The 16,969-nt window shown below is 66.2% G+C and carries 13 protein-coding genes; 10 read left to right on the top strand and 3 right to left on the bottom strand.

Annotated elements, in window-relative coordinates; genetic code table 11:
- Positions 1–83: 83 nt before the first annotated feature.
- From HWN72_RS14085 to HWN72_RS14065, 5 genes are all read left to right on the top strand, one after another.
- Complete coding sequence (locus tag HWN72_RS14085; protein ID WP_170065941.1) at positions 84–257, top strand: hypothetical protein; 174 nt, start codon at positions 84–86, stop codon at positions 255–257.
- Positions 258–493: 236 nt separating this feature from the next.
- Positions 494–2,149, top strand: a complete 1,656-nt coding sequence (locus tag HWN72_RS14080; RefSeq protein ID WP_211150493.1) for an NAD+ synthase — start codon at positions 494–496, stop codon at positions 2,147–2,149.
- Positions 2,150–2,242: 93 nt separating this feature from the next.
- Positions 2,243–3,427: a benzoate/H(+) symporter BenE family transporter gene (locus tag HWN72_RS14075; RefSeq protein ID WP_211150492.1), complete on the top strand. Its 1,185-nt coding sequence runs from the start codon at positions 2,243–2,245 to the stop codon at positions 3,425–3,427.
- 33 nt (positions 3,428–3,460) lie between these two features.
- The gene (gene gltX, locus HWN72_RS14070) at positions 3,461–4,792 is read left to right on the top strand and encodes a glutamate--tRNA ligase (RefSeq protein WP_211150491.1); all 1,332 of its coding nucleotides are present in this window, start codon (positions 3,461–3,463) and stop codon (positions 4,790–4,792) included.
- A gap of 332 nt (positions 4,793–5,124) precedes the next feature.
- Positions 5,125–6,153: an aspartate-semialdehyde dehydrogenase gene (locus HWN72_RS14065; protein WP_211150490.1), complete on the top strand. Its 1,029-nt coding sequence runs from the start codon at positions 5,125–5,127 to the stop codon at positions 6,151–6,153.
- A gap of 148 nt (positions 6,154–6,301) precedes the next feature.
- Here HWN72_RS14065 and HWN72_RS14060 read toward each other — a convergent pair whose 3' ends face one another.
- The 3 genes from HWN72_RS14060 to HWN72_RS14050 all read right to left on the bottom strand — a co-directional run bounded on the left by HWN72_RS14060 (position 6,302) and on the right by HWN72_RS14050 (position 11,218).
- Complete coding sequence (locus HWN72_RS14060; RefSeq protein ID WP_211150489.1) at positions 6,302–7,081, bottom strand: 3-hydroxybutyrate dehydrogenase; 780 nt, start codon at positions 7,079–7,081, stop codon at positions 6,302–6,304.
- Positions 7,078–8,247, bottom strand: a complete 1,170-nt coding sequence (locus HWN72_RS14055) for a patatin-like phospholipase family protein (protein WP_289357432.1) — start codon at positions 8,245–8,247, stop codon at positions 7,078–7,080. The genes HWN72_RS14060 and HWN72_RS14055 overlap by 4 nt, the downstream gene beginning before the upstream one ends.
- A gap of 217 nt (positions 8,248–8,464) precedes the next feature.
- On the bottom strand, positions 8,465–11,218 hold the full coding sequence (locus tag HWN72_RS14050; protein ID WP_008830854.1) for a [protein-PII] uridylyltransferase: 2,754 nt from the start codon (positions 11,216–11,218) through the stop codon (positions 8,465–8,467).
- Between the two features lie 270 nt (positions 11,219–11,488).
- Between HWN72_RS14050 and lgt the strand changes: the two genes are divergently transcribed.
- The 5 genes from lgt to HWN72_RS14025 all read left to right on the top strand — a co-directional run bounded on the left by lgt (position 11,489) and on the right by HWN72_RS14025 (position 16,902).
- Positions 11,489–12,382, top strand: coding sequence for a prolipoprotein diacylglyceryl transferase (gene lgt / locus HWN72_RS14045; RefSeq protein ID WP_211150488.1), 894 nt, complete (start codon positions 11,489–11,491; stop codon positions 12,380–12,382).
- Positions 12,382–13,443, top strand: a complete 1,062-nt coding sequence (locus HWN72_RS14040; RefSeq protein WP_211150487.1) for a class I SAM-dependent methyltransferase — start codon at positions 12,382–12,384, stop codon at positions 13,441–13,443. Before lgt ends, HWN72_RS14040 begins: the two co-directional genes overlap by 1 nt.
- Positions 13,443–13,931: a DUF2306 domain-containing protein gene (locus HWN72_RS14035; protein ID WP_211150486.1), complete on the top strand. Its 489-nt coding sequence runs from the start codon at positions 13,443–13,445 to the stop codon at positions 13,929–13,931. The genes HWN72_RS14040 and HWN72_RS14035 overlap by 1 nt, the downstream gene beginning before the upstream one ends.
- Positions 13,932–14,080: 149 nt before the next feature.
- Positions 14,081–15,505, top strand: coding sequence for a pitrilysin family protein (locus HWN72_RS14030; protein ID WP_211150485.1), 1,425 nt, complete (start codon positions 14,081–14,083; stop codon positions 15,503–15,505).
- Between the two features lie 11 nt (positions 15,506–15,516).
- On the top strand, positions 15,517–16,902 hold the full coding sequence (locus HWN72_RS14025) for a pitrilysin family protein (protein ID WP_211150484.1): 1,386 nt from the start codon (positions 15,517–15,519) through the stop codon (positions 16,900–16,902).
- Positions 16,903–16,969 lie beyond the last annotated feature (67 nt).

The following is a 16,969-nucleotide window of genomic DNA, read 5'->3' as shown; positions in this document are numbered from 1 at the left end:
CACCATTGTCTCGTCTAAAGAATGCCACTGCAGGCTTGCCTGCAAGCGTTGGCCTATGCGCCAAACAATGCAAGGGGATTCGCATGAAGAAGATTGCTTTCGCCGCGTTCGCGTCGGTTGCCGCACTGTCGCTCGCTGCTTGCGGTGGTGAGCCCGCCGCCGAAGCTACCACGGATTCGGTCGAGACCGCTCCCGAGGAGCTGATGACCGGTGACGCCACCGACGTTCCGACCGAGGCTGCGTCCGAGGCGATGTAATCGGCTCGGGGGTTCGGCGCTACCTTTCGGTGCACTGACCCCCGCCGCTTTCCGCTTCCGGGTCCAACCGGCTTGTGGAAAGTCCGTCTCACGACGGACAGAAGCCCTCCCCGACGGGAGGGTTTTTTGTATCTGCATCGCGCGTTTATGCGGGGTGCGGAGCAGCAAGACCCGCCCGTCGATGACGGGCGGGTTTTTGTTTGCACTGCCTTCGGGGGCGGGGCATCAACCGGGCCATGCCCGATACGCTGAAGATCACGCTCGCGCAGCTCAACCAGTCGGTCGGGGACGTTCCCGGCAATGCCGCCGCCATTTCGGCAGCGCGTGAGGCGGCGAAGGGCAGCGACCTCGTCGTCTTCCCGGAACTCCACCTCATCGGCTATCCGCCCGAGGACCTGATCCTCAAGCCGGCGCTGATCGAGCGCGCGGCCGCCCAGCTTCAGCAACTCGCCGAATCGACCGCCAGTGAAGGTCCGGCAATGCTGGTCGGCTCGGCCTTCGTGCTCGATGGTGCGCTGCACAACGGGGTGGCGCTGCTCGATCAGGGCAAAGTCGCAGCGGTTCGCCTCAAGCACGAATTGCCAAATTACGGCACCTTCGACGAAATGCGCCTGTTCCAGCCCGGCCCACTGCCGGAACCGATAATCCTGCGCGGCACGATGATCGGGGTGCCGGTCGGCGAGGATATATGGCGCTACGAGGTCTGCCGCCATCTCGCCGATTTCGGCGCCGAAATGCTCATCTCGATCAATGGCAGCCCTTACGAGATCAACAAAGAGGCCCTGCGCATCGAAGGCGTGGCCAAGCGCCGCGCGGTCGATACCGGGCTGCCCCTGGCCTATCTCAACCGGGTCGGCGGGCAGGACGAACTGGTCTTCGACGGCGCGAGTTTCGCGGTCAACGGCGATGGCGCGCTGGCGGTTCAGCTGCGCGACTGGGAGGAGCAGGTCGTCGAAACCCGCTGGACCAAGACCGCCAAGGGCTGGCGCTGCGATCGCGGCGCCGTGGAGCCGCTCGCGCAGCACCCTGAGGACATCTACAGTGCAATGGTGCTCTCCTTGCGCGACTACGTGAAGCGCAACGGCTTTCCGGGCGTCGTTCTCGGCCTGTCTGGCGGGGTCGATTCGGCGACTTGCGCGGCCATCGCCGTCGATGCGCTGGGGGCCGACAGGGTCTGGGGGGTGATGATGCCCTCGCGCTTCACCAGCGAGCAGAGCCTCGACGACGCGGCCGCCTGCGCCCGCTCGCTGGGCATCCGCTATACGGAAATGCCGATCGGCGCGGCGATCGATGGATTCGACGCCATGCTCGGCGAGGCATTCGAGGGAACGCAGCGCGACCTGACCGAGGAGAACCTGCAGTCACGGGTACGCGGTGCGGCGCTGATGGCGCTGTCGAACAAGTTCGGCCCGATGCTGCTCGTCACTGCGAACAAGAGCGAGCTGAGTGTCGGTTATGCGGCGATCTACGGGGCCATGGCGGGCGGCTACGCCCCGCTCAGGGATGCCTACAAGAGCACGGTCTACGCGCTGGCGCGCTGGCGTAACGGGCAGGTCCCGCGCATCGGGCTCGGCCCGCGGGGGCCGCTGATTCCGGAAGGCGTGCTGACGCGCGATCCCACGGCCGAACTCTACGAAGGACAGCGCGATTGCGACAGCCTGCCGCCTTACGATGTGCTCGACCCGATCCTCGTCGGGCTGGTCGAGAACGACAAGAGCGTGGCGCAACTGGTCAACGAGGGCTTCGAGCATGGGGTTGTGCGCCACGTGGAGTTCCTGCTCCACCGGGCAGAATACAAGCGCCGCCAGTCACCGCCCGGCGTCAAGCTGACTGCGCGCAATTTCGGACGCGACCGGCGCTATCCGATCACGCACGCCTTCCGGAGCGCGTAGCGGGGCGCCCATGGTTCGGATGCTTGCTGGAGAGGCTCACGGTGATCGGTAACCGTGGGTTTCTTCAGTGAGGAATCATGTCATACGCACGACATGCCTTTGCGTTTTTCGATAGCCGGCCTTCCGCCGCTCGCCGCCTGGACTTCCGCTTTCATCGCCGCTCTGGTGGGCTTCGGCGGCACGGTTGCGCTCATCGTGCAGGCGATGCGCGGGCTGGGCGCGGACGCAGGGCAGGTCGGTTCGGCGGTGACGGCCTTGTGCCTGGGCATCGCCGTGTGCGGTGCGTTGCTTTCGCTGCATCTGCGTATACCGGTGGTGCTCGCCTGGTCGACGCCGGGCGCTGCATTGCTGGTGGCCAGCGCCGGAGCGGTCAGCTGGCCTGTCGCGATCGGTGCGTTTCTTGCGGCGGCCGCGATGATGTGCGTGCTGGCGGTAGTACCCGTGCTGGAGAGGGCCGCGCAGCGGATCCCCGCCTCGGTCGCCTCGGCGATGCTGGCGGGCGTGCTGTTGCCGTTCTGCCTGCAGCTGTTCCGGACCTTGGAAAGCGACGCCCTGCTGGTCTGCGTACTGCTGGTGGTTTTCGTCATCGCTCGCCAGCGGCTGCCGCTCTATGCCCTGTTGCTGGTGCTGGGCGCCGGTATCGCGGTCCTGCTGCTGCGCGGCGATCTCGCCGGTCATCACGGCGGGTCCTTGCTGGGGAGCCTGCGGCCGGTCGCTCCCCGGTTCGACTGGCGCGCGGTGACCTCCATCGGGGTGCCGCTGTTCCTGGTGACGCTGGTGTCGCAGAACCTGCCTGGCCTCGTGGTATTGCGTTCGGCCGGCTATGCGCCGGCGCCGCGCCCCCTGTTGCTGAGTACGGGGCTGGCGACGCTGCTGCTCGCGCCGTTCGGCGCGCATGGCGTGAACCTTGCGGCGATCACGGCCGCGATCTGTACGGGGTCAGACGCGCATCCCGATGCTGCAGGCCGCTGGGTGGTCGGCGTGATCTATGCCGGTTTCTATCTGCTTCTGGCGCTGTTCTCGACGCCGCTGGTGCTGTTCTTCCTCGCGATGCCCTCATTCGCGATCGCCGCGCTGACCGGGATTGCGCTGATCGCCCCGCTTTCGGGTGCGGTGGAGCAGATGCTGGTCGAGAAGTCCGAGCGCGATGCTGCGATCCTGACGTTCGCAGCCACCGCTTCGGGTGTCTCGCTGCTGGGCGTCGGCTCGGCGTTCTGGGGGCTGCTGGCGGGATTCGCGGCACTGGCGGCAAAATGGGCGTTTGCGCGCCGAAATTGACCTGACGGCCAGCGCCCCGTAATTGCGGGCGCCATGACCGTTACCCGCTTCGCTCCCTCGCCCACCGGGCACCTTCACGTCGGCAATATCCGCACGGCGCTGCACAACTTCCTGCTGGCCAAGCAGGCGGGCGGGCGCTTCCTGCTGCGCATCGACGATACCGACGCGGCGCGTTCGAAAGAGGAATATGTCGAGGCGATCCGTGCCGATCTGGCCTGGCTGGGCCTCCATCCCGAAGGTGAGGAGCGCCAGTCCGCGCGCTTTGTCGTCTACGAGGAAGCCTTCGCGAAGCTGGAAGCAGCGGGCCGCGTCTATCCGTGCTGGGAGACGCCGCAGGAACTGGATTTGCGCCGCAAGGTGCTGCTGGGGCGCGGTCTTCCGCCGATCTACGACCGCGCGGCGCTGAAGCTTTCGGCCGAGGAAAAGGCCGCGAAGATCGCGGCGGGCGACCTGCCGCACTGGCGCTTCCTGCTCGATCATGAAGAGCAGATCGCCTGGGACGACGGCGTGCGCGGGGCGCAGAAATTCGACGCCGCGCAGATGAGCGATCCCGTCGTGCGCCGCGCCGACGGTTCGTGGCTCTACATGTTGCCCTCAGTGATCGACGACATCGCCATGGGCGTGACCAGCATCCTGCGCGGCGAGGACCATGTGTCCAACACCGCGGCGCAGGTGCAGATGTTCACTGCGCTCGGCGCTCCGGTGCCTGCGTTCGCGCACGAGGCGCTGCTGGTGGGGACCGAGGGGAAGCTGTCGAAGCGTCTCGGCTCGCTGGGCGTCGCGCATCTGCGGGAAGTCGGGATCGAGCCGCAAGCGCTGGTGGCGCTGCTCGGACGGCTGGGGACGAGCGATCCGGTCGATCCGCTGCTGGGGCTGGAGGAGTTGGCGGGGGCCTTTGATCTTTCGCACTTCGGCCGCGCGCCTGCGCGGTTTGACGAGGCGGAACTGGAGCGCGTGAACGCCGCCGTGGTCCATGCGCTTAGCTTCGGTTCCGTGGCCGCGCGGTTGCCCCAAGGCATGGACGCGGCGGCTTGGGAAGCGATTCGTCCGAATCTCGCCAAAGTGGGTGAGGCGGCCGACTGGTGGGCCGTCGTGACCGGGCCGGTGGCTGCGGCGGAATTGTCCGATGAGGACCGTGCCTATTGCGCGCAGGCTGCTGATACGCTGGCCGGGCTGGAGTGGGGCGAGGGCATCTGGAAGGCGCTGACGGGGGCGCTCAAGGACGCCACCGGGCGCAAGGGAAAGGCGCTGTTTCTGCCTTTGCGTCAGGCGCTTACGGGCATGGAGCATGGGCCGGACATGGGCGCCCTGTTGCCGCTGATTGGGCGCGATGCGGCGTTGGAGCGGCTGCAGGCGGCCGCGTAAAACGCGGGGGCTTCGACAAGCTCAGCCTGGGCGGAATTCCAAATTGGTCTATCAACCTCGTTCAGGCTGAGCCTGTCGAAACCCCCCGTTGCACACGCAACATAAATTCCATTTACACCGCCCGCGCTTGCCGCTAGTGGCGCGATCATGTTCGTGAAGCCGATCATTATTACCACCCCGAAACCGACCGCGTCCGCGCGGTGGGCGTCGGTGTGCTGGTACTGAACGGCACAGAGCGACACTCACCCCGCACTTAACGGCACGCGGGGCTCTCCAAACGAAGATACCAGACCCTCGCGCTGCTCCACTACTAAGTAGGAGACGCATAGGTCATGGCAGCTAAGTTTACCCCCGGTCAGAAGCTCAACGTCGGCGTCGTCGGCGCGACCGGGCTCGTCGGTTCGATGATCCGCGAGATCCTCGCCGAGCGCAATTTCCCCGTCGCCCAGCTTCGCCTCTTCGCCTCGGCCCGTTCGGCGGGCAAGGCAATCGACGGCGTGGTCGTCGAGGATGCGGCGACTGCCGATTTCTCGGGGCTCGACGTCGTGCTGTTCTCGGCCGGTGGTTCGACCGCCAAAGAACTCGCGCCCAAGGCCGCTGCGGCGGGGGCGATCGTGATCGACAATTCCTCGGCCTTTCGTTCGGACCCGGAGGTGCCGCTGGTCGTCGCCGAAGTGAACCCGCATGCACTGGCGAATCTGCCCAAGGGCATCGTCGCCAACCCGAACTGCACCACCATGGCGGCAATGCCGGTGCTGCGTCCGCTGCATGACGAGGCGGGGCTCAAGCGCCTGATCGTCTCGACCTACCAGGCGGTGTCGGGCGGCGGTCTCGAAGGCATCGAGGTGCTGGCCAGCCAGATCGAGCACGTCGGCGACCGCACCCGCGAACTCGCCGCCGGCGATACCGCGCCGCTGCTGCCCGAGGCGAAGAAGTGGGCGGTGCCGATGGCGCACAACGTCGTCCCCCTGAACTACGTCTATGCCGAGGACGGCTACACCGAGGAAGAGATCAAGCTGCGCGACGAGAGCCGCAAGATCCTCGAAATCCCGGGCCTGCCGGTTTCGGGTACGTGCGTGCGCGTGCCGGTGTTCACCGGCCACTCGCTGTCGATCAATGCAGAGTTCGAGCGTCCGGTCAGCGCCGCGCGCGCGCTCGAACTGCTGGGCAGCGCGCCGGGCGTGGTGGTGACCGAAGTGCCCAACCCGCTGGAAGCCACCGGCAAGGACCCCGTGTTCGTCGGCCGTGTGCGCAAGGACCCAGGCGTGGAGAACGGCCTCGCGCTGTTCCTGTCGAACGACAACTTGCGCAAGGGCGCGGCGCTCAACGCGGTGCAGATCGCCGAAGCGCTGATCGGGTGAAGTGAAATCCTCCCCATCCCGCAGGGATGGGGAGGGGGACCGCCGCCGCAGGCGGTGGTGGAGGGGGAGAGTTCAGAAAACTCCCCCTCCGTCAGCCCTGACGGGCTGCCACCTCCCCATCGCTTCGCGACAGGGAGGATTGGTTAGTTTATTCCATGAACCAGCCGTGGCTTGCCACCAGCGACTGGCCGGTCAGCGCGTTGGTCGGGAAGCTCGCGAAGAACAGCGCGACTTCCGCAATATCCGCGACGGTGGTGAACTCGCTGTCCACGGTGCCGCCCAGCATCACCCGGCTGATGACTTCGTCCTCGGAAATACCCAGTTCCTTGGCCTGCTCCGGGATCTGCTTGTCCACCAGCGGGGTGCGTACGAAGCCGGGGCAGATCACGTTGGTGCGCACGCCCTTCTTGCCGCCTTCCTTGGCGATCACGCGGGAGAGGCCCAGCAGACCGTGCTTGGCGGTGACATAGGCGCTCTTGAGCGGGCTCGCTTCCTTGGAGTGCACCGAACCCATGAAGATCACCGAGCCCGACCCAGCTGCGTACATGTGCGGCAGCACCGCCTTCGAGGTCAGGAAGGCGCCGTCGAGGTGGATCGCCAGCATCTTCTTCCAGTCGGAATAGGCGTAGTTCTCGACCGGGTTGACGATCTGGATGCCCGCGTTGGAGACCAGCACGTCCACCGTGCCCCAGGCGGCGATGACTTTGGCGACGCCGTCGTTCACCTGCTCCTCGCTGGTGACGTCCATCGCCACGGCCATGGCCTGCCCGCCGCTGGCGACGATATCGTCGGCGGCCTTCTGCGCGGCTTCGAGGTTGAGGTCGGCGATCACCACCTTGCCGCCTTCACCGGCGTAGATGTCGGCGATGGCCTTGCCGATGCCGCTGGCGGCGCCGGTGACGATGCAGACCTTGTCCTTGAGCTTCATGCTGCTGCTCCATTTGAAGAATTCGAGGCGAGGGGATGTTTCAGGCGGCCGCCCGCGCGGTCTCCGGCAAGGTCGAAAGTCACGATTTCATCGGGGTCGATGTCGCGGTTCACCCAGTCCGGATGGCGCAGCGAATGCTCGGCGTCGATATGGCCGCAATGCCAGTGCTCGTCGATGGTCAGGCGCGAGAATTCGTAGTCCTTGGAGTTCGTCTCGTAACCGTGCGCGCGGTTGATGAGGTGCATCACCGCGACCGCGCCTGCCGGGCGGCAGTCGAGCAGGCGGGCGAGATCGGGGTCGTCCTGGAATTCCTCGGGCAGTCTGCGGGCGAGGCGCTTGGCGGCGGCGCGCAGTTTCTGGAGGGCTTTCGAGGTGTCGGTATTGAGCCGGGTGCGGCTGGAAAAGCGGATGTCCTTCTCACGCTGGGCAATGTCGGCCATCGAGGTCGGGATGATCCCGCGCGAGGAGAACAGGTCCACCTGGTAGACATTCATCTCCTGCATCGAGCGGTTGTCGAGCACGTATTGCAGCGGCGTGTTGGAGACGAGGCCACCGTCCCAGTACCATTCGCCGTCGATTTCCACCGGCGGGAAGCCGGGGGGCAGGGCGCCGCTGGCCATGATGTGCTCGGGGCCGATGGTGCGCTCGGTATTGTCGAAGTAGGCGAAGTTGCCCTTGAGCATGTTGACGGCACCGACGCTGAAGCGGGTTTCCGCACTGTTGAGGCGTTCGAAATCGACGAGGTCGAGGAGCGTCTGGCGCAGCGGCGCGGTGTCGTAATAGCTCAGGCGCGAGAGATGGTTCGGCCACTCGGGCAAAGGCATCGGCCAGCGCGGGGTGAAGAAGCCGGGCAGGCCCATGGTGGCGGCATATTGCGCCGAAGCCTCGTTGAAGGCGCGGCGGGCGAAGCCGATCGGTTCGTCGAGGCGGTACTGCAGTTCGCGCGAGATGCCGTGCCAGAATTTTTTGAGTGCGGGGATGCGGTCCTGAGGGGCGTTTCCGGCGATCAGGGCGGCGTTGATCGCGCCGATGGATATGCCCGCGACCCAGTCGGGAGCGATGTCTCGTGTCGCCAGCGCTTCGTAGACGCCGGCCTGATAGGCGCCGAGGGCTCCGCCGCCCTGCAGCACGAGTACGGATTGAGGATCGGGGTCAGGTGCGTTCACGGCGCCGTCCTGTTTGAGAGGAACCTGTTGCGGTGCAACATGTGGGGCAGTGCGCGGTTCCTTTCAATGTGCATTTGCGAGAGGTTGCGAAAGCGCCCACTCCGCTGCGACTAGGGCCTGTGGCCCAAGTCTCGCTCCCCTCCCGCAAGCGGGAGGGGCAGTACGCCGTGTTTCCCCCCTCCCGCTTGCGGGAGGGGCTGGGGGTGGGCTTTTCTTCTCACGCCACCGCTTCCTCCAGGCTTGGCTCGCTGGTGGCCTCCAGCAGACGCCGCTCGATCGCCTTGATGCGCGGGGCGGCGGTGATCTTCTCGCCCAGCAGGTCCGTCACGTAGAAGGTGTCCGCCGCCCGTTCGCCATACGTCGCGATATGGGCCGAGTGGACCATCAGTTTGGATTCGAACAGCGCATGCGCCAGCCGGTTGAGCAGCGCCGGGCGGTCGCGCGCGTTGATCTCGACCACGGTGAAGCGGTTCGACGCCTTGTTGTCGAACAGGACGCGCGGGCGCACGTCGAAGGCGTCGGCGCGCGGGCGCGCGTCGGGCTTGGCGACCAGCTGCGGCAGAATCTTGATGCGGTTGGCGAGCGCGTTCTCGATGGTGAGTTCGAGGCGGCGTAGCTGCCCGTACTCCATGAACGGGCGGCCGAGCGGGTCCTGCACGAGGAAGTTGTCGACCGCGCGGCCGGTGCGGGTGGTGTGGATGCGCGCGTCGATGATGTTGCCGCCCGCCAGATGGATGCCCCCGGCGATGCGGTAGAACAGGCCGGGGTGGTCCGAGGCGATCACCGTCACCAGCGTCGCCCCGCGGGCCGGGTAGTATTCGGTCGAGATCGATAGCGGTTCGTCGTCCGAAGCATCGAGCTGGATGAGGTTGCGGGCGATGACGTCTTCGGGTTCGGCGATCCAGTAGGCGTCGCCGAGGATCGCGCCGACCTTCTCGACCAGCGCGGCATAGGCGCCGCCCATCGCCTCGACCTGCGCCTTCTTGGCCTCGACCCGCTTAGGACGGCCGAATTCGGCATGGCCCAGACGCAGGCGTTCCTCGGCTGCGCCGTAGAGCGTGGCGATCAGCTGGCGTTTCCACGAATTCCAGGTGCCCGGCCCGACCGCGCGGATGTCGACGATGGTAAGCACCGTCAGCTGGCGCAGGCGATCGACCGACTGCACGACCTCGACGAAGTCGGCGATGGTCTTGCCGTCCGACAGATCGCGCTTCATCGCGGTGGCGGAGAGCAGCAGGTGATGGCGCACCAGCCAGGAGACCAGTTCGGTCTCCTCCTCGTCCAGCCCGAAGCGCGGACACAGCTTCAGCGCGATCTCTGCGCCCAGCACCGAGTGGTCGCCCTTGCGGCCCTTGGCGATGTCATGGAGCAGCACCGAGACGTAGAGCGCCCGGCGCGAGCGGACCTTGTGGATCACTTCATGCGCGAGGGGGTGGTCGTCCTTCAGCTCGCCCTTCTCGATGCGCGAGACGAGGCCGATGGCGCGGATGGTGTGCTCGTCCACCGTGTAGTGGTGGTACATGTCGAACTGCATCTGCGCGTTGACGCGGCCGAATTCGGTGACGAAGCGGCCGAACACCCCCGCCTCGTTGAAGCTGCGCAGCGCGACTTCGGGGTTCCGGCGGCTGGTGAGCAGTTCCATGAACAGCTCATTGGCGCGCTTGTCGCTCCGCACCTCGTCCTTGATCAGCGCGGCATCGCGGGAGATCAGGCGCAGTGTTTCGGGGTGGATTTCCAGGCCCTCGCGCTCGGCGAGGACGAAGATCTCGATCATCCGGACGGGATCGCTCTCGAACCAGTCGTCCGAGGGCGCGCGCAGACGGCCGCCGAACACCTTGTAGCCCTTGAGCAGCCGTTCGCGGGCGCGGAAACCCGCCAGCAGCCCGCGCGGCTGGCGCTTGGCGAACTGCTCGTCGAGCTGCGCGAGGAACACGCCGGTCAGGCTGCCGACCACCTTGGCCTGCAGGAAGAACATCTGCATGAAGCGCTCCACCGCGCTCTTGCCGGGGCGGTCGGAGAAGTTCATCCGCGCCGCCACCTCGCGCTGGAGGTCGAAGGTCAGGCGGTCCTCGGCGCGGCGGGTGATGGTGTGAAGGTGGCAGCGCACCGCCCAGAAGAAGTTCTCGGCGCGGCGGAAACTGCGGTATTCCTTGGCTGTCAGCAGCCCCACGTCGACCAGTTCGGCGGGCGAGCGGACCTTGTGGATGTACTTGCCGATCCAGTAGAGCGCGTGAAGGTCGCGCAAGGAGCCCTTGCCCTCCTTGACGTTGGGCTCGACGACGTAGCGACTGTCGCCCATGCGCTTGTGGCGTTCCTCGCGCTCGGCCAGCTTCTCGACCACGAACTGGCGCTCTGTGCCCGAGACGACGTCCTTGAAGAAGCGGGCGCGGGCCTCCTCGTAGAGGTCCTGGTCGCCCCAGACGTAGCGGCCCTCCAGCATCGCGGTGCGGATCGTCAGGTCCGACTTCGACATGCGCACCATGTCGTCGAGCGAGCGGCTCGAATGGCCGATCTTCAGCGACAGGTCCCATAAGAAGTATAGCATCGCCTCGATCACCTGCTCGCACCACGGCGTCTGCTTGATCGGGGTGAGGAACGCGATGTCCACGTCGGAATGCGGCGCCATCTCGCCCCGGCCATAGCCGCCGACCGCCATGATCGTCAGCCGCTCGCCCTTGGAGCGGTTTCCGGCTGGGTAGACGTTGGTGACGATGTGATCGTGGATGACGCGGATCAGCTGGTCGGTGAGGAATGCCTGCGCCTCGGCGACCTCGTGCCCGGCCGAGGGCTTGGCGTCGAGGCGGCGGGCGATTTCCTCGCGCCCGTCGGCAAGGGCAGTGCGCAGCGTTTCGACGATGTAGCGCCGTCCCTTGGCGGCGCCATAGGCTTCCACCAGCTTCTCGATCGTCTGCACAAGTTCGCGCCGGTCGATCACGGAACGCGGGGAGGGGATTCGGATCACGCTGCTCATGTGTCCTGACTTAGAGACTGCCTTGGAATTGGGGAAGTATTCGTCGCCCCGGACTTTTGTGCCGGATGGGGCTTCGACAGGCTCAGCCTGAGCGGATTGGAGAGGTTTACCCCAAACGCCGCTCACCCTGAGCTTGTCGAAGGGTCACAGCACAGCCTGTCGAAGCCCCATCCGCATACGGACCATACCGCGCGAAAGTGAAAAGCCCGCTACCATCGCGCATCGCCCTATGCCAGAAGGCCGCGAAATGAAGCATACGAGGTCCGCCACTTGTCCCTGACACTGCTTGCCGCCGCCGCCCAGGCGCCAGAGCCCATCTACTGGGTCAATCTCGGCCTCAAGAACTACCTGTTCCGCATTGGCAGTTTCGAGCTGCGCTGGTACTCGCTGGCCTATCTGGCGGGGATCGTGCTGGGTTACTGGCACCTCAGCCGCATGATCCGCGAGCCCGGCGCCCCGCTGGCGCAGCGCCATGCCGACGATCTGTTCTTCTACTGCACCGTCGGCATCATCCTTGGCGGACGGCTCGGCTATGCGACCTTCTACACCGGCGGCGGCTCCGATATCCCGAGCCTGTGGCTGCACCCGGCCGAACTGGTGAAGCTGTGGCACGGCGGCATGAGCTTCCATGGGGGCCTCATCGGCGTGATGCTGGCGATGGCCTGGGTTTCCTGGCGCAACCAGTTGAGCCTGATCCGAGTGGCGGACTTCGTGTCGGTCTGCGTGCCCTTCGGCATGCTGTTCGGCCGCCTCGCCAACTTCGTGAACGGCGAACTGTGGGGCCGCGTCGTCTCCGGGCCGCTGCCTTGGGCGATGGTCTTCCCCGACGCCGGACCGCTGCCGCGCCACCCCAGCCAGCTTTACGAAGCCGGGCTCGAGGGCCTGCTGATGATCATCGTCATGCTCACGCTCTATTGGAAGACGCGCGCGCGCTTCCGGCCCGGCCTGCTGGTCGGCGTCTTCACCACCGGCATCGCCTCGGCACGCTTCATCGTCGAGTTCTTCCGCGAACCCGACGCCCAGCTGCAGCGCTTCGCGCAAGTCACCGGCCTGTCGATGGGCCAGTGGCTGACGATCCCGCTGATCCTGCTCGGCCTGTTCCTGATCGCTCGCGCGCTGGCCAAGCCCGAACTGTCCACCCGGCGTCCTATCGAGATAACCTGATGAGCGACGAAGCCGGGGGCGAAGACTCTCTGGCAGCCGTCTTCCGGCGGCTGATCGCCAATTACGGGCCGATTTCGCTCCAGCAGTATATGGGCGAATCGAACGCCCGCTATTACTCCGGCAAGGACCCGCTCGGCGGCGCGGGCGATTTCGTCACCGCGCCCGAAATCAGCCAGATGTTCGGCGAACTGATCGGCCTGTGGCTGACCGATATCTGGATGCGCGCGGGCGCTCCGGCGACGGTGCACTACGTCGAGCTGGGCCCCGGTCGTGGCACTCTCGCGCGCGATGCGCTGCGGGTTATGCGCAAGCAGGGACTGAGCCCCGAGGTCCATCTCGTCGAAGGCTCCGAGGCCCTGCGCGCCGAGCAGCGCAAGGCAGTGCCTGATGCGCAGTGGCACGCCGACATGGACAGCCTGCCCACTGACGGCCCGCTGCTGCTGGTCGGCAACGAGTTCCTCGACGCGCTTCCCGTGCGCCAGATGGTGAAGACCGAAGCAGGCTGGCGCGAGCGCATGGTCGGCCTCGAAGGCCACCGCTTCGTGCCGGTCGCCGGCGATCGTCCGATGGACGCCGCCGTGCCCGAGGCATGGCTCGAAGCGCCCGAGCAGACCGTGATCGAGACTTGCCCCGGCGCGGCCGCCGTGGTCGACGAGATCGCCCGTCGCCTTCAGGGGCAGGGCGGGGCGGCGCTGCTGATCGACTACGGCTACGCCGAAAAGCGTACCGGCTCGACTCTGCAGGCGATCCGCGCGCATACCAAGGTCGATCCCTTCGCCCATCCCGGTGAGGCCGATCTCACCTGCCTCGTCGATTTCGCGACGATGGCCGAAGTCGCCGTCGCGGGCGGTGCGCGCCATCTCGGCACAGTGACGCAAGGGGCATTCCTGCGCGCGCTCGGCATCGAAACGCGCGCCGCGCAACTTTGCGCTGTTGCACCGCAACAATCTTCTGCCATAAACTCCGACAAGGATCGGCTGATCGACGAGGGGCAGATGGGGCAATTGTTCAAGGTCATGGGGCTGGCCGCGCAGAGTTGGCCAAACGGCGCAGGCTTCTGATGGCCAGCGTTGCCAAGTCCATCGCCCCCGATCGGCTTGAGAAGCTGCTCGGGGCACTGGCGCTCGTCATGTTGGGGTTTGTCGCCGTCGCGGTGCTCAAGGGCATGGCGGAGTGGGCGAACATCCCCGGCGTCATCTGGCTGCACTTGTTCACGATCGTCTTGGCGCTGGCGCTGACGCCGGTGCTGCTGTGGAAGCGGCGGGGCACGCCCGGCCACCGTGCGCTCGGCTATGCCTGGGCGGCGGCGATGTTCCTCACCGCCGTCGACAGCCTGTTGGTGACGACCAAGCCTGGCCATTTCAGCCTGATCCATATCCTCTCGGTCTTCACCATCGTCATGGTGCCGGTTCTGGTGCTCGCCGCCCGCAAGGGCAACGTGACGCGCCATCGCCGCACCGTGCGCGGGCTGATCATCGGCGCGCTGCTGATCGCGGGCTTCTTCACGTTCCCGTTCGACCGGCTGCTGGGGCACTGGTTGTTCAGCTGAATGCGGCGAAGCCGTTCGTCGATGGGCCAATGTCGCTTGTCGATTGCAAACCGGCCGCTCACGGATAGTCTGGCATTGCCAAGCGGTTGCGCCCTCGGCTTCTCCTGCCGGGGCGTATCAACAGGGACACATCCGGGAGCACCATCGCCATGAGACTCGGCACCGTTCGTCGCGCCGTTCTGCTAGCCGCCGCCTCGCTGGCGGCCGTTTCCGCCCCGCCCGTGCTGGCGGCTCCCAAGGTTGCCGCCGCTCCGGCGCCTGCGCAGGGGCAAGTCCCGGTCGAGTATCACAAGCTCGCCAATGGCCTGAAGGTGGTGATCTCGCCCGACCATTCGGTGCCCACCGCCACCGTCGGCGTATACTACGGCATCGGCTTTCGCATCGAGCCCAAGGACCGCACCGGCTTCGCGCACCTGTTCGAGCACATGATGTTCCAGGGCTCGAAGAACCTCGGCAAGGCGGAATTCATCGGCCTCGTCAACGCCAACGGCGGCGTGCTCAACGGCTCCACCCGGTTCGATTTCACGAACTATTACGAGGCGATCCCCAGCAACACGACCGAGACCTTCCTGTGGGCCGAGGCGGACCGCATGAAGGGCCTCGACATCACGCAGGACAACCTGACCAACCAGCAGGGCGTGGTGAAGAACGAGGTCAAGGTCAACGTCATCAACCAGCCCTATGGCGGCTTCCCGTGGCTGGACCTGCCGCAGCTGGCCAACACCAACTGGTACAACGCGCATAATTTCTACGGCGATCTCAAGGAGATCGACGCGGCGACGCTGACCGACGTGCAAGCGTTCTTCAAGGACTACTACGCGCCCAACAATGCCGTGCTGGTCGTCGCGGGCGACGTCGATCCGAAGCAGGTCATGGCCTGGACCGAGAAGTATTTCGGGCCGATCCCGGCCTCGGGCGCACTCAAGTTCCCCGACATTTCCGAGCCGCGCCAGACGGCGGAGAAGCGCTCCGAAAAGACCGATCCGCTGGCGCCGCAGCCAGCGCTGGCGTGGGCCTATCACGTGCCGCCGAAGAACACGCCGGAATGGGCGGCGATGCGGCTGATCGACCTGATGCTGATCCAAGGCGCGGACAGCCGGCTGACGCGGGTGCTGGTCAACCAGAAGGGCTATTCGGGCAACGTCTCGGGCGGGATCAACTGGCCGCTCGGCAGCGCCTACGACTATAATGGCCCGATGCTGTGGTCGGCATTCCTGATCCACGGGCCGGAAGTGACCGACGACGCCATCCTCGCCGACATCGACGCGGTGGTGAAGGACCTGCAGGACACCCTCGTCACTCCGGCCGAGCTTGCCCGTGCCAAGACCAAGGCGCGATCCGAAATCTACGATACCGTGGGCGATGGCTACCGCTTCGGGCTGGTCAACCTGCTCGCCAGCTTCGCGCTGTTCGACGACGATCCGGGGCGGATCAACCGGATGGAGGCGGAGATCGAGAAGGTCACGCCCGAACTGATCCGCAAGACCGCGCATGAATACCTGCGTTCGACCAACCGTACCGTGATCAGCCTGAAGCCCGGCGCCGTCGCCGCGGCTCCGGCGGCTGCGAAGTGAGGGAGGGCATCATGATCCGGAACCTTCTCCTCTGCACCGCCGCGCTGGCGCTGACCGCCGCTCCTGCTTTGGCAAAGGAAGCGCCGCCCGCCCCGGCCGCGGCCAAACCCTTCGCGCTGCCGCCGCTGACCGAGTTCACGCTTGCCAACGGCATGAAGGTGACCATGGCGCAGCACGGCAACGTGCCCAAGGTCACGATCGTCGCCAGCGTACGCACCGGCAATATCGATGACGGCCAGAACGTCTGGCTCGCTGATCTCACTGGCGCCTTGATGCAGAAGGGCGCAGGCGGCCGCGACGCCTCGCAGTTGGCCGAGGCCGCCGCGGGGATGGGCGGTTCGCTGGCGCTTTCGACCGGCCTCGATTCCAGTTCGGCGATGATAGACGTGCTGGGGGAATCGACGTCTGATGCCGTCGCCCTCGTCGCCGACCTGCTCCAGCGCCCCGACTTCAAGGCCGAGGAACTGGAGAAGGTGCGCGCCGACATGCTGCGCAACCTGATGGTGGCCAAGTCCACCCCCGGCTCCATCGCGTCCGAGGCGTTTTCGGCGGCGCTTTACCCTGAGCATCCCTATGGCCGCACGTTCCCGACGCCGCAGCAGCTTTCGGGCTATACGCTGGAGCAGATCAAGGCGTTCCATTCCGCCAACTTCGGCGCCGCGCGTACGCACCTCTATATCGTCGGCCGCTTCGATCCGGCGATGGTGCGCGCGGCGGTCGAGAAAGCGTTCGGCGGCTGGACGGCAGGCGCTGCGCCCACCGCATTGCCCGTGCCCGCCGAGCCCGCGCCCAAGGTCGTGCTGATCGACCGGCCGGGCGCGCCGCAGTCGACCGTGTGGATCGGCAAGCGCGTGGCCAAGCCCGGCTATGACATGGATTTCCGCGCCACCAACACGCTGCTGGGCGGCTATTTCTCCTCGCGCATCACCCGCAACATCCGCGAGGACAAGGGCTACACCTACTCGCCCAGCGCGTCGCTCTCGCAGCGGGTGCAGGGGGCGTTCTGGGTGGAGGACGCAGATATCACAGCCGAATCGACCGGGCCTGCGATCACCGAGATCTACAAGGAGATCCGGCGCATGCAGGACACTCTCCCCACCGATGCCGAAGTGCAGAGCATCCGCAATTACATGAACGGTACGTTCGTGCTGGGCCTGTCCTCGCGCGATGGGCTGGCGGGATCGCTGGCCAACCTCGACGTGCAAGGACTGGGGGTGGACTACCTCAACGGCTACGTCGGCCGGGCGAGCGCGCTCAAGGCGGCCGATTTCCAGACCGCCGCGAAGCGCGAACTGCCGGTGGACAAGCTGAGCGTTGTGATCGTCGGACCGCTGGAGAGCGTGCGTGCGCAGCTTGAGAAAGTGCCGGAGATCGCGGCGAAGCTGCCGAAGAAGTAAGCGTCATGGCACACCGTCGTCCCGGACTTGATCCGGGACCGGTGGCTGTCTTTAGGTAGGCGCTGCC

The organism is Novosphingobium sp. HR1a (assembly GCF_015594425.1).
GTDB lineage: Bacteria > Pseudomonadota > Alphaproteobacteria > Sphingomonadales > Sphingomonadaceae > Novosphingobium > Novosphingobium resinovorum_A.
This window is presented reverse-complemented; position numbering and strand designations above follow the sequence as displayed.